A 19,665-nucleotide genomic window follows, 5' to 3' on the forward strand; every position below is an offset into this window, starting at 1 on the left:
CAGTATTTACTTAGAAGTTAAAGATTACACCTAAGTGGATAGACCTGGGATTGCTGTAATTTCCCGGATTGTTTACGGCAATGGAATACAAATCCCGGTAAGCCTGTTCACTGATAGCTTCGCTGATCTGCTTTTGGGATTCCGCCGCAGTCAGATAACCATCGTCATTGGCATTCCCGGTAAATGAATAAACCCCCAGGATATTTCTGGCATTCAGGACATTGTTTATACGCAGATAAACATTGACAATACCTTCGCGTTTATTTTCACCATTACCCATAGTGAAGTGAAAGTCCTTGTCGATCGTTGCATCCGTTCTGAATTGCCAGGGGCCGCGGGAGCCAAAATAGGTACCTTTAACCAGGTTTGTCCCGGCCTGGTTGATTCCAACGACATTTATCGACTGGGTATAGGGTGTCCCCGATCCTCCGTTAACCGTAAGCGTAATACCAAAGTAACTCAGCCATTGGACCGGAGGTTTCCCCGACTTGGTCCTTTGACTTACAGGGCCATTATATTCCGCTCCGCCACCATAATGGTAATCAAAGAAGATGTTGAAGGAATGGCGGCGGTCTGACTGAATCGGGTAAGTAGTCCTGAGGTTTGGAACACCGGAAGCGATCAGGGCTTCAGTAGTGGTCTGGCTGGATCCTGTGGCATCGGCAAACTGAAGGGTATAATATGCACTAAGCCTCACGTTGCCGGTTTTTCTGAGATCATACTGAACAGTCAGACCTTTAACCGTTCCAAAATCGATATTATTATAAGAGGTGTAATCTTTCGGATATGCGCCTGTATATCGATAGACCTGGAGCATATCACGCATTTCCCGATAGAATGTGACCAGCTTTACCGAGGAAGAATTCGACAGTTTCTGCTGGAAACCCACTTCATAGTCGATCGTTTTCGTTGGTTTCAGACCAGGGTTATTGATTCTTCCTGAAACATTATTAAAGAAATAATAAATGGAAGGGTCTGCAAAGGCGCTATTGGTCGGTCGTTGCGTAAGCACATCATAATGTGCAAAGAATAAAGCTTCATCAGAAATAGGGAAAGAAAAAGCTACACGGGGCATGATGGCCCATTGGGGTTCATAATCCTTAAAAGCTGCGATAGTTGGTCTTTCTAAAGTCGGGTCAACCAGGTAAGGTGAGATACCGGAACCTACATCAAGAGTAGTCGGGTCCAGAATTTCAGCACCACTGGCATTAAACCAGTCATATTCGTTGCGGTAACCAACGATTTGGGTTGGATTATTGACATTATCCACGTAAACAACATAATCCGGGCCCATATTGGAAGGGTGATCGACAGGTTCACCACCAACGCTCTGGACCTCTTTGACCGAATAAGCCTGGTAAATCAGGAAGGGGTCTTTCAGCATCTGCTGGTTAGCATCAAAGCGGTCAGCACGAAGGCCAACATTGAAGATCAGGTCACGGAAAGCAAATTTATCCTGCAGGTAAAAAGCCATGTAATTAGGCTCATAAGCGCCGATTTCACGGGTATAGTTCCCGTTTTCATCCATCTTATTAAAGAAATCCTCAAAGCTTGGACGGCTGGTCAGTTTATTTCCTTTGTAATCAAAACCATTGTATCCGACATAGGGGGAAATCCCGTCATTTAGCAATTCATCTGCGCTGAACATATCAACTGAGAATATTTCATTCCCGTAATTAATAGTGTGTCTTACACCATCTTTATCAAAATAATTGATCGAATTAGTATTAAAATCATAAGAGTCAATATCGATAAAGTCGAGGCCATCAGTAGGCAGGCCAAGTTTTTGCCGGAGGTTATAATCAAAAGTTCTTTGAGATATCTCATCATACTTTCGGTAATATTTAATTGTATCAAGGTTGGAACCTTCTACTACAAAAGGATTTTCAATATCAAGTTCACGGATATGGAAATTGGTGATTAGCCTCATGAGGCCCCAGAAGCCTGCGGGGGCATAACCGTAACCCCGGTCACTTCTCTGGTCATATTGAAAGCCAAATTTAAACTCATGGTTTCCAATGTCCATGGCACCGGAGACATTTACGGCAAACTGGGCATTATCAAATTCATTATAACCTGATTGCAGGGCACCGGGAGCTGCCCAGAGTCCATAAACATTATCAGGGCCCTGTCCATTCAACAGACCGCCGCCTAATTGGATCTGGCCGAGATTTTGGTAATTCCCAAAAGGCTGTCCGGTAAAGAGGTCATAATAGGATGTAGTATAATTGGCAATGAGCGGGTTGAAGTTGAATGGATCAAAAGTAACCAGCGTGTCAAAATCCCAGCTGTTCAATTGCCAGGCCTGATCATAGTAATTACCGTTAACTGTATCAGAACCAATCTGATAAGTCGGCATTTTGTAAGTAGTGTATTTTCCCAGGTAACCATATTTAAATAGGTCTTGCTGATGATCCGCGTCTTCATTATAACCGCCATCACGGGTGTAGTCAGCCTGAATGGAGTAATAGACATTTTTAATCAGTGATGTACTCTCCTTGTCTGACGGGAAGCGCTGAGTAAAGCGGCCGAAGACCCTCCAGGTGTTCCTGACCTGGTGCTGGTTCTTGTCGTAATTGAACAGGGAGTTAGCATAGTCGAAATTATTTGAACTCAGCGCGTAATAAGAACCCCCGAAAGTCAGGTTGATAGTTTCGGTGGTCCTGATATCGATCTTGCCAGTCAGGTTGATATCGTAATTGCTGGTATTCTGGGTGGTTTTAATTTTTTCCAGGTCGCCTTTTTCAGTGTAGAGGACATTCGCGTAAGTCCCGGCTCCTTCAGCAGCAGGTCTTAGCGGGTTTACTTCCAGATATTTCAGGTAATCATCCTTTGCCTTGTAAAAATCGGTGCCGATGGGTCTGCCATCCCTATTGTAATTAAAATCCCCGGCGATAAAAAATCCCAGGAGGGAGGTTGTCCTTTTACCGTTTTCATCTTTCTTGGAAAACAACGGGCCATTAATATTAAGTCCAACGCGGTTATAACCGAAAGGATCCAGAAACTCCGAAGTTTCAAGTTCCATACCCGCCCCGAAATTACGGGAAGGCCCTTTGGTCGTAACATTGATGATACCCCCGGTTGCATCGCCGTATTGGGCCGGCACGCCGCCAAGGACCACGTCGACCTGTTCGATAGAGGAAGCAGGAAGGTTAGAATAGCCCCTGACCCTAATCCCGTCGATGTACATAACTGTGGCATCTTCACGCGCTCCTCTGACACGTCCGCGCTCACCGTCGGCTGAGAAAACGCCCCCTACCGTCGATGCGATGGAGTTAGCCGACCGGTTTGGCATCTTGGCAATTTCTTCCGAAGTCACGGAGGCTCCGGAAGTTGTCTGGTCCTTGGAAATCAAAGGAACAGCATACTCTTTGACTTCGAATTCTGTAAGCATTTGTGCCGTCGACTCCATTTCTATATCGAGAAACTGGATATTGTCTGCCGCGATGGCCACACCTTTATACATAGTGGGTTTATAGCCAACATAAGTGGCTTTTACATCGTACTTTCCCGGTGGGATAGGTTTGATCATGAAATTCCCATCGAAATCGGAGGCCGACCCACCAACGTTGGTTCCTCCTACCTCTACCACAATATTCACAAACGGGAGCGGCTCCCGGGTGTCTTTATCAAGCACTTTGCCTTTAAGCACACCTGATTGTGAAAAAACTAACAAGTTGGCAGAGAGAATGATGCCAAAAGTGAAGAGTAACTTTCTTAACATACCATACAAATTTATGTTAGGTTAAATATTGCGCGAATTTGAAGCGGGTAAAGTTATAAATAAATACTTGTATTCTCCAAAAATTATTAAAAGTGCATTTAAAAATATTTAAGTTAGGATTGACCTGATCAAACATAAGGCCTGTTAAGGATTTCCGAATATATCACTGCCTGCCTTAGATCCACTCTAGCCCTCCAATCTTCAATCTTATCGTTTTCTGCCAATAATTCATCTTCTTGTAAATCAGTATGTTCAGTTTTTTTTATATAAAATGGAGTATCCATCTCCTCAATAGAACTGATGCCACTAAGTTTATACTCCTTTTCGAAGGCCGTTTCCTCTAATTCCGGTGCCATTCCATCAGTTGTCGAAGCTTGAGTTACGGGAACAGGCACAACTTCAATTGATGGTCCTTCACCGAATATATCCTTCATTGTCGGAAAAGGAGAAGATATATCCCGGGGTTGAGGTCTGGGTTGTTCCCGCCGTGCCGCTTCACTCTTCTTCTGTGATTTCCGGTAAAACGCAAATGCCACCCAGGCAAACAAAGCGATCAGGTAAATAAAGTCGTCCATGGTTGAATCATTCTGGTTGAGATAAAAGTAATAAAATCGGCGAAAGGTACAAATAATTAATCAGTTAACGGCTCGGGGTAATCAGTTTACGGTGAAAAGATTAAGGATAAATAATTGATTATAAATTAAATATGATTTCCATAATTTTATCCTTTTTTCTTCGGGAGACCGGGACACGGGTTCCGTCAGTCATTAAAATATAACCGCCATCATGCCTGATAAAGCTTTTTATATACTTTATATTGATTAGATGAGACTTGTGGGGACGTATAAAACTATGCTGGCTGAGTAATTCTTCATTTTCTTTCAACGTTTTTGAAACCAGTAATTTTCTTCCATCAACAAAATAGAAATAGGTATAGTAATTATCAGACTCGCACCGGATGATATCTTCGACACTGATCACATGGATCATTTCAGAAGTGGAAAGTACGATCTTCTGACTGCCTTCGCCCTGGGTCCTTAAATTTTCCGGTATAGTCTCCAGATTTCTTTTCTTCACATTTTCAGCCTTTTTCTTTTCAACCCTTTTAATGGCTTCGGTAAGCTCCTGCGGAATGATTGGTTTTAACAGATAATCCAGAGCGCTGTATTTAATTGCCTTGATGGCGAACTGGTCGAAGGCTGTTGTAAAGATGATCTCAAAATCGACTTCATCTAATTCTTCTAAAAGCCTGAATCCACTCCCATCTGGCATTTGAATATCAAGAAAAATAACATCCGGAGGGTGTTTCCTGATTTCCTCCAATCCTTTCCGGTAACCATCGGCTTCTGCAACAACCTCCACCTCAGGGCAATATTTCTCAAGTAAGTGGCGAAGTGTTTCCCTCGACATTTTTTCGTCTTCAATGATAATAGCTTTAATCATGGTAAGGATTTTAAATTTCTTTATATTGTATTGTGAACTCCACCCTTGTGCCTGAAGGTTCCCCATGTTCATCTTTCAGGTCAATGATCTTGACTGAAAAGTTTTTCCTGCTTTGCTTATTGAATATTTCAATCCTTTCCTGCGTGATGGTCATGCCCCTCGGTTGCCTTTTTATGCCTGACCTGTCCCTTATCTCGATAGCTTTCTCTCTTCCAATCCCGTTATCCTGAATAATACACAGCAATGTTCCCGTATTCAGCCGTTTGAGTGAAATTTCCAGCAAACCTGGTTTCGGGCTATTTACAAATCCATGAATGATGGCGTTTTCAACGTAAGGCTGAAAAAGCATCGGGGGAATTTCAACAAACTCTTCATCAATAGCAGAGTCTCTGTTAATCTGATAATCGAATTTGTCATCAAAACGAAGTTTTTCCAAATCCATATAATAAGTAAGCGCCTTCAGCTCATCTTTAAGGGTTATGAAAGATACTGTTGAATTGGCCAGGATCATTCGCATAAGATGGGAGAACTTGGCCAGGTAATTGACTGTTTTATCCGTGTCATTTAGAAGCACAAAGTTCTGAATAGCATTTAAGGAATTAAAAATAAAATGAGGGTTCATCTGCAGCCGTAATGCTTTTTGCTCTAATTCAAACACCTGCTTCTCGATAAAAAGCATTTTTTTCTCAACTTCATGTTTTCTTTTAATGTTTTTAATCCTTAGAATGATGATGCTCCACAAAAGCATGACCAGGACCAGTATAAAAAACATCCGGAAAATCCAGGTTCTCCACCAGGGGGGACTGATTATGATTGTAAGGCTGATACCATCCTGGTTCCAGATACCGTCGTTATTAGACCCGGTAACCAGAAAATAGTAGGTCCCGGGGTCGACCTTGCGGTATTCTGCCCGCCGTTGACCGGCATTGGCAAATACCCACTCTTCATCATAATTGTCAAGCTTATAGCGGTAAAGGTTCTTGGATGGATTTGTATAGTCAAGACCTGAAAACTCAATTGAAAAGAAATTTTCTGTATAGGGAAGCCTGATGATCTCTCCATTTTCAATATCTGTATCAATCAGATCGTTTAAAATCCTCAACCCGGTAAAGACCATCCGTGGCGGGACCCTGTTCAGCGTAATTTCCCTTGGGTGAAAAATATTAATCCCATTCATCCCCCCAAAATACATCTCTCCATTAAGGTTCTGAAAATAAGCACCGGCATTGAATTCATTACCCTGCACTCCATCTTTGGTATCATAATTCACAAAGATCCCGTTCAGCGTATTAAATTTTGATAAGCCCCAGTTTGTGCTTATCCACAGGTTGCCTTCCGCGTCTTCCAGGGTTGCATAAACAACATTATTAGGAAGGCCATTCCGTTCAGTGTAAACTTTAAATTGCTCATTAACCGGGTCAAAGCGGTTAAGGCCCTCACCCATGGTCCCGATCCAGAAAATCCCGTTGTTATCCTCGTAAATTGAGAAAATCCTGTTACTACTGATGGAATATGGGTTTGAAGGATCGTTCCTGAAGACGTTGACCGACTGAAGATCGGATGATATCTTATTCAGACCGTCATTGGTCCCGATCCAGAAATTTCCTTCCCGGTCTTCATAAATGGACCATATTCTGTTATTACTTAAGCTGATTTTGTTCCCAGGGTCGTAACTAAGAAGCCGGCACTTCCCGTCTGAAGGATTCAGGATATTTATCCCCCCATTGACTGTTCCAATCCATATTCTTCCTTTACGGTCAACGATCGTCGTAAGTATATTATTCTCGATGAGAGAATATGGATCACCAGGATCATGGAAATATCTTGTAATCTTTCCGGTTTTCCTGTCAATCCTGTTCATTCCGCTACTTTCGGTCCCAACCCATAAATAGCCGGAACTATCGAGAACTATGGTCCTGATTTTATCACTTGAAAGGCTTTCAGGATCTGCCGGGTTGTGCCTGATAAAGGAAAACCTGTCGTTTTTCCGGTCAAAGATATTTAAGCCACCGTAAGTTCCGATCCAGGTCAGATTATTTTCATCTTCCATAATAGCATAAACGATATTATCCGACAAATTGTTCGGATCAACGGGGTCATTCTGGAAATGGGTAAACCGGCTTGGACTCTGGTCAACTTTATTCAGACCTTTATAAGTACCGATCCAGATCGCACCGGCCTGATCCTGGTATATGCTCCTGATGTCGTCATTACTGAGGCTTGTCGTACTTCCACCTGATTTAAAATGACTGATCAGATTCAGAGAAGGATCATATAAATCAAGCCCGTTGTTTGTGCCTATCCAGACAGAACCTTTAGTGTCGATAAGCAAAGTGTTGACCTGGTTTCCGGAAAGGGTGCGATCCTCATTCTCTTCAACTCCCATGTGATGGATAATACCTTTTTCGGGATTAATAATATAAATACCATTAAGGGTAGCTGCATAAATATTGCCCTTTTCGTCATATGCAAGGTCCTTAACGTAATTACTTTTTATAAATTCAGCTTTCGTGGGGTCAGATTCCATCTTATAATCCTTAAAGCTTTGTTTTTCAATATTAAAGCAATGAATACCTGCATGGGTCCCAATCCAGAGGCTTCCTGACCGATCTTCGATAACACGTGAAATAAAGTTGGATAAGGAGCTATCGGAATTACGTTCAAAAAAATTATAGGAGGTAAAAATCCTCCGGCCCTTATCGAAACGGTTCAGCCCGAAAGAGGTGCTGATCCAAAGTAATCCCTGTTTATCCTGGAATACATGATTTATAAAATCATCGCTGAGGCAGTTGGTATTACCCGGTTTATAATGGAACTGCCCGATATTGCCGGATTTCCGGTCAAGCAGGTTCAAACCGTTATCCGTCCCTATCCATATATTTTTCTCATCATCTTCGCATAAAGTATTGATAGTAGGGTTACTCAACCCGTTCTCGGTATTATAAATAACGAAATCATAGCCGTCATATTTATTCAACCCATCCCAGGTCCCGATCCAGATAAAACCCTGGGCATCCTGGAGTAGGCAATAAGTAGAATTTTGAGATAAACCCTTCACCGTCAACGTCTTTTCAGTAGTCAGCCGGTCAAATTTAATATTGGTTTGTTGGGCATTAACAGGTTGCCAGCGTAAAAAACACACCATGAATGAAGCCAAAATCCAAAGCAATAACCTTGCTGTTATCGCATAAAATTTAGCGCGGTCCGATGCATATAGCGTGGGCTGGTTCAACGTTTCCGGGATTTATTTAATTGCTTTGATTGCCTTTCGGTTTCCCGCATCATCTTAAGTGTTCCTTTGGATTGGATCTTTTTATGACCATTCACACTTTTCTCGTATGCTTTTTGTTCCTCAGCCACCTGTTTTTTCTCCTGCCTCTCATAATATTTTTCTTCGCGGGCCGCAGTTATGCATGATGTCGCCAATCCCTGGATAAGCAATAATAGAACTAAAATCTTAAATATTCTGTTCGCCACCTGTCTCATAAAATTACTGCTAAATTATGCATTTTAGCCTGTTGATTTACATATGGATATACCTTGTGAATAAGATGCGGGTTAATCTATCTTTTCGGGATAGAAAAATAACCCTTTTTCGTATCTTTGCTTATAATTCATTGAAGGAAAAAAGATGAAAGGATTTAGAAATTTTTTTCTGGCAGCCGGATTATTTACAATTATTATTGGCGCCCTCATTACTGCTTGCAATAAAGATAATGGGGACAGGTTGCCATTGCCTCCGATTGATATTACAATCGATCCCAATTCAACTATTTACCAGGAGCTGAATATTGCAGGCGGTTGGATGTACCTTGATGAGACAGACGGAGCTGAATCCCCGAGCCGCGGGATCATAGTCTACAGGCTTACTGAAGACCAGTTCTTAGCCTTTGAAAGAACCCCGCCCTTTAAGCCCGATAGCTGCTGTAACGCTGCAAAAACAATCTGTACCGCGCTTATTGTGGATTTTCCTTATGTAATGGACACTTGTACCATATCGAAATACCTGATATTAGATGGCTCACCGGTTTCAGGCCCTTCCAGCATGTCTTTAGGGATGTACGCAACTGAGTATTACGGGGATTTGCTGTATATTCACAACTAAATTCCAAATTTCAAGCACCAAATTCCAAACAAATTCAAAAACTCAAATTTCAAATCTCAAACAGTTTAGGTATTTTAGATTTTGAAGTTTGTGATTTGTTTGGTGCTTGGAATTTGGAATTTGGATTTTTTAGTATCTATAGTGGTCCGGTTTATATGGCCCTTCTTGTGGCACGCCGATATAGGCGGATTGTTCGTCGGAGAGTTTGGTGAGGTGAACCCCTATATGTTCAAGATGGAGCCGTGCTACTTCTTCATCAAGTTTTTTCGGCAACCGGTACACATCAATCTTATAGTCGTTCTGCCACAAGTCGATTTGAGCCAGGATCTGGTTGGTGAATGAATTACTCATGACAAAGGAGGGGTGGCCTGTGGCACATCCGAGGTTTACAAGCCGTCCCTCTGCCAGGACATAGATGGTGTGGCCCTCCGGGAATATATATTTGTCAACCTGGGGCTTGATATTGATCTTTTGGATCCCTTTAAGTTCATTAAGCTGGTTGACCTGAATTTCGTTATCAAAATGCCCTATGTTACAGACGATAGATTCTTCTTTCATCCGCCGCATGTGTTCCAGTTTAATCACATCCTTATTGCCTGTGGCCGTGACGAAGATATTACCCCTTGAGAGCGCATTTTCAAGTGTATTGACTTCAAAGCCTTCCATGGCAGCCTGTAGGGCACAGATCGGGTCGATTTCCGTAACGATCACCCGGGCACCGTAAGATTTCATCGATTTAGCGCATCCCTTGCCCACATCTCCGTAACCCATGACCACTACCACCTTGCCGGCAATCATGATGTCAGTTGCCCTTTTGATCCCATCTGCCAGCGATTCACGGCATCCATAGAGATTATCAAACTTCGATTTGGTAACCGAATCATTGACATTTATGGCCGGGACAAGCAGCTCACCACGTTCCTGCATCTGGTAGAGACGGTGAACCCCGGTGGTGGTTTCTTCAGAAACGCCTTTCCAATCCTGGACTGCTTTATGCCATTTCCGGTTATCCTCTATGTAGATCTTGCGAAGGAGGTCGAAAATGGCGACCTCGTCCTGGCTATCGGTAGCCCGGTTCAGGAATGCAGGGTCTTTTTCAGCCTGTAAACCCCAATGCAGGAGCAAAGTGGCATCGCCTCCATCATCGACAACCAGGTGCGGTCCTTTTCCTCCCGGGAAAGAAAGTGCCTGGTTCGTACACCACCAGTATTCCTCAAGGTTTTCGCCTTTCCATGCAAAGACCGGGATGCCCTTTGCAGCAATGGCAGCGGCAGCATGGTCCTGCGTAGAAAATATGTTACAGCTGGCCCATCTTACTTCGGCACCCAGTTCGATAAGAGTTTCGATCAGAACGGCCGTTTGGATGGTCATATGAAGGGAACCCGAAATACGGGCGCCCTGCAGCGGTTTTGAGGATCCGTACTTTGTCCTTAACGACATCAGCCCCGGCATTTCTTTTTCTGCTATTTCAATTTCTTTACGACCCCAGTCAGCCAGGATTAAATCCTTCACTTTATATTTCAAAGCGCTATCTATTAAAAAGTTATCCATGTTTCTATTTTTAAGCCTGCAAAGTTACGATAAATGTTTTTCGGGGCAGCATTTCCGGGAATTAATCCTTTAAGGAAAATCACAGGATTCTTTAAGATTCCAGATGAATCTTGTATTTTTGGAAGATATTTGGGCATCCTTTTATGGCTGAACTCTTCAGAAAAATAATTGACGGGCATACATTGTATGCAATATGGAAGATCTCGGAGAGCGTTGAAGAACTTCGATCAGCTATCAGATTACGAGAAGAGGAAGAGACTCTTTATCAATCATTTGTTGCCGAAAGCCGGAAAAAGCAATGGCTTGCCTACCGGCTCCTGATAAGGGAGTTGCTTAAACCGGACGAATTTCCTGTTGAATATGATGTTTCAGGAAAGCCATTCCTTGCCGGGAGCGATTTTCATATATCCGTTACCCATACGGATGACCTTGCCGCCGTGATCATCAGCTGTCATGCGAGGGTCGGAATCGATATGGAAAAGATCAGGCCCCGTATTGAAAAAGTAAGGGAAAAATTTCTCAACCCGGAAGAATCTGCCTTAATCGGAAAGGAGTGGGAACTTGAGCAGTTGACCCTGGCCTGGTGTGCCAAAGAAGCGCTTTACAAATTGTACGGTCAGAGGAATCTTGATTTTCGGGATAATATTTTTGTGGATATCCCGGCTAAAGCCGGGATGAAATTCATTGCGGAGATCCGCTTTAGCGGAAAACGGGATAAATACCAGTTATTCAGTGAGCTGAACGGTGATTATATCCTGGTGTATTTGCTGGACGCAGCGATTTAATAGGAATCACAAAGGCTTTTACATTATTTTGTATTTTTGCAGCAGACTAACGGGTATGAGCATTTACGAAAAGATCCTGAATAATAACTATCGCAAATCATTTGCGGTATTAATCGACCCGGATAAATACGACGTAAAGGGACTAAACCTCCTCATTTCATCCGCCAGTGAATGTTCAGTTGATTTCATTCTTGTCGGCGGTAGCCTGCTGACCTATGATCACCTGGATGACACCCTGAAAACCATCAAAGGCCAGACAGATATTCCGGTCATCCTTTTCCCCGGAAGTATTTTGCAGATCAACGAGAAAGCCGATGCTTTACTATTGTTGTCCCTCATTTCGGGGAGAAATCCCGACCTGCTGATCGGAAAACATGTCATTGCGGCGCCATATCTGAAAAACAGCAGCCTGGAGATATTACCTACCGGTTACATGCTCATAGAAAGCGGACCGATAACCACTGCGCAATACATCAGCAATACGATCCCCATACCCAGGCTGAAGGATGATATTGCGATATGCACAGCCATGGCGGGAGAGATGCTCGGGCTCAGATTGATTTATATGGATGCCGGATCCGGCGCTGAATGGCCTGTTTCGCCTTCTATGATTAAAAAAGTGAAGGAAAATATTTCCATTCCCCTGATTGTTGGGGGGGGTATCCGAACACCGGAACAGGCAATGGTAAGCTGTAAAGCCGGGGCGGACATGATCGTGGTCGGAAATGCTATTGAAAAGGACTATTCCTGCTTAAAAGAGATTGCCCATGCGATTCATTCGTCCTGAAACAGATTTCCTCTTTCTGACCAATGCATACGACCAGATGACCCAGTCATTCATTTCAAAATAAATAATTACCAAAATGAAGATAATCAGGTATTTATCAATATTGATCCTTTTTTACCCGCTTATTTCTTTCCCGCAAAAAAAACTCACCATCGAGGATGCAAGCGGAATGAACAGGGCCCTTTATCCCACCACCCTGCGAAACCTCCAATGGCTGGGCTCAAGTGACCGGTTCACATATCTTGAGAATAACGCTATTCTGATCAGAAAGGCAACAAGCACTATTTCTGATACGCTTATGCGGTTCAGCGAATTCAACAAGATCCTGAAAAAATCAGGCATCGACACACTTGCAAGAATACCTTCCATCAGCTGGCTCGACGAGTCTTCATTTACTTTTACCGGGAAAAGCAGCGTTTACCTTTTAAACTATAAAAATCAAACGGTCTCGTCAGTCAATAAGTATCCTGAAGAGGCAAAGAATATCGATTCAAATCCGGATGGGAAGTTGATTGCTTATACGCTGAAAAATAATCTTTTCATTGCTTCGTCAGGTAAGCTGATCCAAATCACGAATGATGAAAATCCCGGTTTCGTGAACGGCCAGATTGTCAGCCGGAATGAGTTCGGCATTAATAAAGGCACCTTCTGGTCACCATCCGGGAAATACCTTGCTTATTACAGGAAAGATGAAACCATGGTGACTGATTACCCGCTGGTCAATATCGATAGCCGGGTGGCAACTGAAGAAAAGATTAAATACCCGATGGCCGGGATGGCCAGCGAACAGGTCAACTTAGTGATCTATAATATCGCAGATGGAAGTTATATGACAGTCAAAACCGGCGAGCCGGCCGAACAGTACCTGACTTCGGTAACCTGGGGCCCTGATGAAAAAGATATCTACATCGGTATCCTGAACAGGGGGCAAAACCATTTGAAATTAAACCGTTATGATGTGATGTCAGGTAATCTGGAGCAAACTCTTTTTGAAGAAAAGAATGATAAATATGTAGAGCCTGAACATCCTTTATTCTTCCTTAAATCTGATCCCGGACAGTTCATCTGGTTCAGTGAGCGCGACGGGTACCAGCATTTATACTTGTATGATACCAAAGGCAGCCTGATCAGGCAATTAACCCAAGGGCCCTGGGTGGTCACCAGCCTCCTTGGAACAGATCCAAAAGGGAACAAAGCCTTCTTTCTTTCCACAAAAAACAGCCCGCTCAATGAAGATATCTTTTCGGTCGATCTGAAATCAGGCAAAATACAGTATCTTTCACTGAATACCGGGGTTCACAGCCCGGTTTTGAGCCTAAATGGCAAGTATCTCCTTGATATATTCAGCGATACGCTCGAATGCCGCGAGTATGCAGTCATCGACAATAAAAGAAGGGTTTTGCAGGTCATCAGTCGCAGCGAAAATCCTCTTCATGACTATATGCAATGTAAAATGCAAATTTTTAAGTTACGCTCCGGCGACAACACCGATCTTTATTCCCAGATGATCTTTCCGCCGGATTTCCGGCCGGAAAACAAATACCCCGTCATCGTTTATGTCTACGGTGGTCCTCATGCCCAATTGGTCAATAACACATGGCTGGGTGGGTCCGGCCTGTTCAATTATTACCTGGCCCAGCAGGGTTATATCATCTTTACCCTCGATAACCGTGGTTCAGCGAACCGCGGACTTGAATTTGAGCAAGCCGTTTTCAGGAACCTTGGAACCCTTGAAGTCAGCGACCAGATGGTTGGCATCAACTATTTGAAGAACCTGCCTTATGTCGATCCGGATCGAATTGGCGTCCAGGGATGGAGCTATGGTGGTTTTATGACGATTTCCCTAATGCTCAGGGAGCCTGAGGTTTTCAAAGTGGGTGTTTGCGGCGGGCCCGTCACCGACTGGAAATATTATGAGGTCATGTATGGTGAAAGATACATGGATACCCCGGAAGAAAACCCCGACGGGTATAAGGAGGCCAGCCTGCTGGAGCGCGCCGGCAGCTTGAAAGGAGACCTGCTGGTCATTCAAGGAACATCCGACCCGGTAGTCGTCTGGCAACAGTCACTTACCCTGATGAAAAGATTCATCGAAGAAGGCAAAATGGTCGATTATTTCGTGTACCCCGGGCATGAGCATGGAGTTGGCGGGAAAGCCCGGGTCCATCTGAACCGTAAGATTGAGAAGTATTTTGTAGACCATCTCTAAAAAAGACTTTTAAAGATGAAAGACATAAAGCTTTCGATCCTTTTTCTGTTTTTCCTTTTTGCAGTTATGGGATGCCAGGGCCAGCTTACCATCGTCGATCAGAAGCAGTCGGATTATACTATTATTTTACCGGCCTATCCGCAGCCAGATGAAGTAAAAGCTGCCACTGAACTTCAAAAGTACCTGGCAAAGATTTCAGGTGTCACATTACAAATTATAGCGGATGACCAGGAACCTGCCAACCATGAAATTATTATTGGCAAAAGCCACCGCTTTGATCAGTTCAAGGTAAAAGCCGGTTTCAAAGAGTTTGAAGGTGACGGCTTTTTAATCCTCACTAAAAAAGAACAACTTTTTATCATCGGCGGTTCTCCGCAAGGAACCCTCAATGGGGTTTATACATTCCTCGAAGAATACCTGGGATGCAGGTTCTACAGTCCCGATGTCATTTTCATCCCAAAACTTTACCGTATTGCCCTGCCAGCGGTTAAGGACCGGCAGGTTCCCATGTTTACTTACAGGGAGATGTATTTCCCGGGAAGAAATGATCCGGAATACCTGGCATGGCATAAGCTCCATTCGCACAACAGTGGGGCATGGGGAATGTGGGTGCATACTTTCGACGACCTTATTCCGCCGGAAACCTATTTCTCAGCCCATCCGGAATATTTTTCCGAAATCAACGGTATTAGAACGTTAAGTGGCCAGATTTGTCTTACTAATCCTGAAGTTTTTAATGTTTTGGTTGAAAACCTCAGGACGAAAATGGAAGCACAACCCGGCGCCCTTTACTGGTCGGTGTCACAAAATGATAATTACCTGGCTTGCCAATGTAATGAATGCCGGCAGGCTGCAGAAGATCTTGGCGGGGAATCTGCACTCTTGCTGCAATTTGTTAACCGCGTCGCGGCCCTTTTCCCGGATAAAGTGATCTCCACCCTCGCCTACCAGTATACACGGTCTGCTCCGGGACAGGTCAAGCCGTTGCCAAATGTCAACATCATGTTGTGCTCCATCGAGTGTAACAGGAGTTTGCCCATTGCCGATGACCCAACGAGTGCTTCCTTCGTAAAAGATATTAAAGACTGGACAAAGTTGACCGGTAACATCCTGATCTGGGACTATGTTGTCCAGTTCAGGAATTATATCAGCCCTTTCCCCAATTTACGGGTTTTGCAGCCAAATCTCGCATTCTTTGCCGATAAAGGCTGCAGGCTGATGTTCCAGCAGGGCAGCGGCTCGGCTTTGTCGGAATTTGTCGACCTGAGATCTTATATGATCGCAAAACTGTTGTGGAACCCTGAACTGGACGCGCAGGAGATCATGAAAGACTTCCTGGCTGGCTATTACGGTGCAGCTGCCCCTTACCTGGAAGATTATATCGGGATACTGCATGACGAGCTGGAAAGTCCGGGGGATAACCTGTGGATTTATGGCTATCCGTACAGCGGTATTGATAGTTATTTACGACCTCATCTTATCCCATTTTACCAGGATCTGTTTGACAAAGCAGAAAAAGCAGTTGAATATTATCCGGAAATCCTTGATCGCGTCAGGTTTGCCCGTTTGCCGCTCGATTTTGCCATCCTGGATATTTCACTCCACCAGGCAGACCTGGAATTGTCATGGTTTTTGGAAGAAGATGGCGGGTACGGACCGAAAGAGGAAATGGTTAACCTGCTGGACACTTTTGTCAACAGGTGTAACCGGCTGCATGTCGCAATGCTGAATGAAAAGGGCACAACACCTGATGATTACCGGCTGATGGTCAGGCAATATCTCATAAAAAATGCTGATCGCCACCTGGCTATTGATAAGGAAGTCACTTTGCTGACCCCATTCAGCCCGAAATACGAAGCGGGTGGCGCTAAAGCTCTGACGGACGGGCTAAAAGGGATTGATGATTATCATTTTAACTGGCTTGGGTTTGAAGGAGAAGACCTGGAAGCAATCATAGACCTGGGAAAAGAAACCGTCATCCGGGAAATCAGTGTTGATTTCCTGCAGGATGTCCAATCATGGGTTTTCCTGCCAAAACAATTCACGGCTTCATATTCTACAGACGGTGAACAGTTTACTGAAATAGGAACCGTTGAGAATATTACTCCTGACAATAAAACCGGGGCATTTATAAAGACCTTCACAATCCCTGCAGAAAATATTAAAGCCAGGTACATTAAAGTCAAAGCTGAGTCCCTGAAAATCTGCCCTGGCTGGCATATCGGCTCCGGAAAAAAATCATGGATCTTTACGGATGAAATTGTTGTGAAATGAAAAAATATCTGTCTCCGCCTGAACCCCGGGGCCTATGATTTTCAAGGATTAATAAGCTTCTCCAGGTTCTCAATATAATCCAGCGAATCATCTTCAAAGAATTCAAGCTGGGGAATGATCCTGACCTGTTTGCGGATTCGGTTTCCGAGCCTGTAGCGGAATTCAGACGTATGGGCCTTTATGTTATCCATGGTGGCCTTTTTATCTTTCACACCGAAAACACTAAGGTAAAATCGGGCTATCGATAAATCCTTGGAAACATTGACTTTGGTCACGGTAATTAAAGCGCCATGAAAGGTCCCGCGCATCTCCTGCTCCAATATTTCGCCCAGCTCTTTCAGTAACATTCGGGCCATCTTTTGTTGACGTGTAGATTCCATCACATTAATAATTTGGTTCCCAGTCCATTTTATAATTCCAAATTCCAAATTCCAAGCACCAAATTCCAAACAAAAAATAAATTCCAAATATAAAATTCAAAACAGTTTGAGTTTAGGATTTGAGTTTTTGAATTTGTTTGGAATTTGGTGCTTGGAATTTCTATAAGGGTATGTTCCCGTGCTTCCTCGGCGGGTTTGACTTGCTCTTGGTCTGTGTCATTTCGAGCGACTGGATCAATTTGAACCGTGTCTGCTTCGGGTAAATGATCTCATCGATGTAGCCCAGTTCGGCAGCTTTATAAGGACTGGCAAAAGTGGCCTTGTATTCACCCACTTTGGTTTTGCGTTCATCTTCTGTTATGGTATCTTTTTTAAACAGGATATTGACCGCCCCTTCGGGACCCATGACAGCAATTTCGGCCGTCGGGTAAGCAAAGTTCACATCGGCGCCGATATGCTTGCTCGACATAACGTCGTAAGCTCCGCCGTAAGCTTTCCGTGTAATAACGGTAATCTTGGGGACGGTAGCCTCACAATAGGCATAAAGCAATTTCGCCCCATGTTTGATGATCCCGCCAAACTCCTGGTTGGTACCGGGTAAAAAACCCGGAACATCCACGAAAGTGATGATTGGAATATTGAATGCATCGCAGAAACGGACAAAACGGGCGCCTTTGATCGATGAATTGATATCCAGAACTCCGGCTAAAAACGCCGGGTTATTCGCAACAATACCCACAGAACGTCCATCCAGGCGTCCAAATCCGACCACGATATTCTGTGCGTAATGGGGCTGGATTTCGAAGAAATTCTGATTATCTAAAACCGTAGTAATGATCTCTTTAATGTCGTAAGGCTTATTAGGATCTTCCGGGACGATGGTCTGAAGTTTCTCATCTTCCCGGTGAATGTCATCAGTACAAACCGCGACCGGCGGATCTTCCATATTGTTGGATGGCATATAGCCCAGCAATTCGCGTATCATCATCAGTGCCTGTTCATCATTTTCAGCCATCAGGTGGGCTACCCCGCTCTTGGCATTATGAGTCATGGCTCCTCCAAGGTCTTCTTTGGTTACTTCCTCATGGGTAACCGTCTTGATCACATCAGGACCGGTGACGAACATATATGAGGTATCTTTAGCCATTATAATGTAATCGGTCATAGCCGGGGAATAAACGGCTCCTCCGGCGCAAGGACCCAAAACTGCCGAAATCTGAGGTATTACTCCGGAAGCCATCACGTTACGATAAAAAATATCGGCATATCCGGCCAGGCTTTCAACCCCTTCCTGTATACGGGCTCCACCGGAGTCATTCAGCCCGATGACAGGCGCCCCCATCCGCATGGCCAGGTCCATGATCTTGGCGATCTTATCGGCATTGGCCCGGCTCAATGTCCCCCCGAAAACAGTAAAATCCTGGGCAAAAACATAAATCAGCCGTCCGTCGATCTTGCCGTAACCCGTTACCACCCCGTCACCCGGTATCTTGATCTTGTCCATATCAAAATCCTTGGCCCGGTGGGTCATGAATTTGTCTTGTTCCACGAAAGTGCCCGAATCAAGCAGAATTTCCAAACGCTCACGTGCGGTCAGCCTCCCGGCATTGTGCTGCTTTTCAATCCGGTCAATGCCTCCTCCTAACTCGGCAGCTTTGTTCTTTTCTTCAAATAGTCTGAATTTTTCTTCTAGCTTTGACATAAATCCGGAATTGGTTATAATTATTCCTGTAGTTTATTACTCGATGATAATCAATGGCTGGTTGGCACTGACTGTGTCACCTTCTTTAACTTTGATTTCTTTAATAAGACGGTTATTCTTGACTTTATATTCACTTTCCATCTTCATGGCTGAAACGATCACTACGGTATCGCCGGCTTTGACCTGATCCCCCGGCCTGACAAGGATTTTAACCACCTTTCCCGGCATGGGTGAAGAGATGACGGAATCTTCCAGATCATCCATCCTTTTACGGCTCTTCTGATACTTTCGTTCAGCATCTACCACTTCCGCATCAAAAGAATAGAACAGCGTGTTAACCTGATAATTCTTTGGACCGCCAGATGCCATAAGCTCAACATTGTATGATCTTCCATCAAGCAGGATGGAGTAAACCCCACGCTCAACCATGATCATATCGACCTCATACAATTTACCATCGACCTTGATTTTAAGTTCACTGCCCTCCCTGCCGATCATCTCGACCTTCGCTATCCTTTCCCCGATTTGTATTTCCAGTGACCTCATTCCTTAAGAGTTTTAAGTTTTGAATTTTAAGTTTGAGTCCCCTCCGAAAAGTCGGGGAGACGAATTTACAATATTTTAAAACATGTTTGTTTTTCATAGTTATAAACAATTGATTGTCAATAACTTAATGTAATTTGTATGATTTTTCTTTTTATCTTT

At 43.9% G+C, this 19,665-nt stretch carries 14 protein-coding genes; 5 read left to right on the forward strand and 9 right to left on the reverse strand.

Annotated features, from left to right (window positions below; genetic code table 11):
* Positions 1 to 10 precede the first annotated feature (10 nt).
* The 5 genes from M0Q51_10680 to M0Q51_10700 form a co-directional block, all read right to left on the reverse strand.
* Positions 11 to 3,724, reverse strand: a complete 3,714-nt coding sequence (locus tag M0Q51_10680) for a carboxypeptidase-like regulatory domain-containing protein (protein ID MCK9400441.1) — start codon at positions 3,722 to 3,724, stop codon at positions 11 to 13.
* Positions 3,725 to 3,852: 128 nt separating this feature from the next.
* Positions 3,853 to 4,299: a hypothetical protein gene (locus M0Q51_10685; protein MCK9400442.1), complete on the reverse strand. Its 447-nt coding sequence runs from the start codon at positions 4,297 to 4,299 to the stop codon at positions 3,853 to 3,855.
* Between the two features lie 118 nt (positions 4,300 to 4,417).
* Positions 4,418 to 5,167 (reverse strand): LytTR family DNA-binding domain-containing protein, encoded by a 750-nt coding sequence (locus M0Q51_10690; GenBank protein ID MCK9400443.1) that lies wholly within the window; start codon positions 5,165 to 5,167, stop codon positions 4,418 to 4,420.
* Between the two features lie 10 nt (positions 5,168 to 5,177).
* Positions 5,178 to 8,399, reverse strand: a complete 3,222-nt coding sequence (locus M0Q51_10695; GenBank protein ID MCK9400444.1) for a histidine kinase — start codon at positions 8,397 to 8,399, stop codon at positions 5,178 to 5,180.
* On the reverse strand, positions 8,396 to 8,644 hold the full coding sequence (locus tag M0Q51_10700; protein ID MCK9400445.1) for a hypothetical protein: 249 nt from the start codon (positions 8,642 to 8,644) through the stop codon (positions 8,396 to 8,398). The genes M0Q51_10695 and M0Q51_10700 overlap by 4 nt, the downstream gene beginning before the upstream one ends.
* Before the next feature lie 154 nt (positions 8,645 to 8,798).
* Here M0Q51_10700 and M0Q51_10705 point away from each other — a divergent pair, with 154 nt between their 5' ends.
* Entirely contained in the window at positions 8,799 to 9,272 is a 474-nt protein-coding gene (locus tag M0Q51_10705; GenBank protein ID MCK9400446.1) for a hypothetical protein, read from the forward strand.
* A 129-nt stretch (positions 9,273 to 9,401) separates the two neighbouring features.
* Here M0Q51_10705 and ahcY read toward each other — a convergent pair whose 3' ends face one another.
* Positions 9,402 to 10,823 carry an adenosylhomocysteinase gene (ahcY, locus tag M0Q51_10710; protein ID MCK9400447.1) on the reverse strand — a complete coding sequence of 474 codons (1,422 nt, stop codon included), beginning with the start codon at positions 10,821 to 10,823 and terminating at the stop codon, positions 9,402 to 9,404.
* Positions 10,824 to 10,966: 143 nt separating this feature from the next.
* Between ahcY and M0Q51_10715 the strand changes: the two genes are divergently transcribed.
* From M0Q51_10715 to M0Q51_10730, 4 genes are all read left to right on the forward strand, one after another.
* A complete protein-coding gene (locus M0Q51_10715; GenBank protein MCK9400448.1) occupies positions 10,967 to 11,608 on the forward strand; it encodes a 4'-phosphopantetheinyl transferase superfamily protein in 642 nt (213 codons plus the stop codon).
* A gap of 55 nt (positions 11,609 to 11,663) precedes the next feature.
* Positions 11,664 to 12,395, forward strand: coding sequence for a geranylgeranylglyceryl/heptaprenylglyceryl phosphate synthase (locus tag M0Q51_10720; GenBank protein MCK9400449.1), 732 nt, complete (start codon positions 11,664 to 11,666; stop codon positions 12,393 to 12,395).
* A 76-nt stretch (positions 12,396 to 12,471) separates the two neighbouring features.
* Complete coding sequence (locus M0Q51_10725; protein MCK9400450.1) at positions 12,472 to 14,604, forward strand: S9 family peptidase; 2,133 nt, start codon at positions 12,472 to 12,474, stop codon at positions 14,602 to 14,604.
* Positions 14,605 to 14,619: 15 nt separating this feature from the next.
* On the forward strand, positions 14,620 to 16,878 hold the full coding sequence (locus M0Q51_10730; protein ID MCK9400451.1) for a DUF4838 domain-containing protein: 2,259 nt from the start codon (positions 14,620 to 14,622) through the stop codon (positions 16,876 to 16,878).
* Between the two features lie 41 nt (positions 16,879 to 16,919).
* Here M0Q51_10730 and rbfA read toward each other — a convergent pair whose 3' ends face one another.
* The 3 genes from rbfA to M0Q51_10745 all read right to left on the reverse strand — a co-directional run bounded on the left by rbfA (position 16,920) and on the right by M0Q51_10745 (position 19,506).
* Positions 16,920 to 17,258, reverse strand: a complete 339-nt coding sequence (gene rbfA, locus M0Q51_10735) for a 30S ribosome-binding factor RbfA (protein MCK9400452.1) — start codon at positions 17,256 to 17,258, stop codon at positions 16,920 to 16,922.
* 160 nt (positions 17,259 to 17,418) lie between these two features.
* Positions 17,419 to 18,960, reverse strand: a complete 1,542-nt coding sequence (locus M0Q51_10740; GenBank protein MCK9400453.1) for a methylmalonyl-CoA carboxyltransferase — start codon at positions 18,958 to 18,960, stop codon at positions 17,419 to 17,421.
* Between the two features lie 36 nt (positions 18,961 to 18,996).
* Positions 18,997 to 19,506 (reverse strand): biotin/lipoyl-binding protein, encoded by a 510-nt coding sequence (locus M0Q51_10745; protein ID MCK9400454.1) that lies wholly within the window; start codon positions 19,504 to 19,506, stop codon positions 18,997 to 18,999.
* Between the last annotated feature and the right edge of the window lie 159 nt (positions 19,507 to 19,665).

The sequence above is a fragment of the Bacteroidales bacterium genome, assembly GCA_023229505.1.
GTDB lineage: Bacteria > Bacteroidota > Bacteroidia > Bacteroidales > JAGOPY01 > JAGOPY01.

Coding starts and splice junctions, on each gene's coding strand:
- M0Q51_10740 (MCK9400453.1), bottom strand. CDS start 18,960: ATGTCAAAGCTAGAAGAAAAATTCAGACTATTTGAAGAAAAGAACAAA.
- M0Q51_10705 (MCK9400446.1), top strand. CDS start 8,799: ATGAAAGGATTTAGAAATTTTTTTCTGGCAGCCGGATTATTTACAATT.
- ahcY (MCK9400447.1), bottom strand. CDS start 10,823: ATGGATAACTTTTTAATAGATAGCGCTTTGAAATATAAAGTGAAGGAT.
- M0Q51_10685 (MCK9400442.1), bottom strand. CDS start 4,299: ATGGACGACTTTATTTACCTGATCGCTTTGTTTGCCTGGGTGGCATTT.
- M0Q51_10745 (MCK9400454.1), bottom strand. CDS start 19,506: ATGAGGTCACTGGAAATACAAATCGGGGAAAGGATAGCGAAGGTCGAG.
- M0Q51_10725 (MCK9400450.1), top strand. CDS start 12,472: ATGAAGATAATCAGGTATTTATCAATATTGATCCTTTTTTACCCGCTT.
- M0Q51_10720 (MCK9400449.1), top strand. CDS start 11,664: ATGAGCATTTACGAAAAGATCCTGAATAATAACTATCGCAAATCATTT.
- rbfA (MCK9400452.1), bottom strand. CDS start 17,258: ATGGAATCTACACGTCAACAAAAGATGGCCCGAATGTTACTGAAAGAG.
- M0Q51_10730 (MCK9400451.1), top strand. CDS start 14,620: ATGAAAGACATAAAGCTTTCGATCCTTTTTCTGTTTTTCCTTTTTGCA.
- M0Q51_10690 (MCK9400443.1), bottom strand. CDS start 5,167: ATGATTAAAGCTATTATCATTGAAGACGAAAAAATGTCGAGGGAAACA.
- M0Q51_10715 (MCK9400448.1), top strand. CDS start 10,967: ATGGCTGAACTCTTCAGAAAAATAATTGACGGGCATACATTGTATGCA.
- M0Q51_10680 (MCK9400441.1), bottom strand. CDS start 3,724: ATGTTAAGAAAGTTACTCTTCACTTTTGGCATCATTCTCTCTGCCAAC.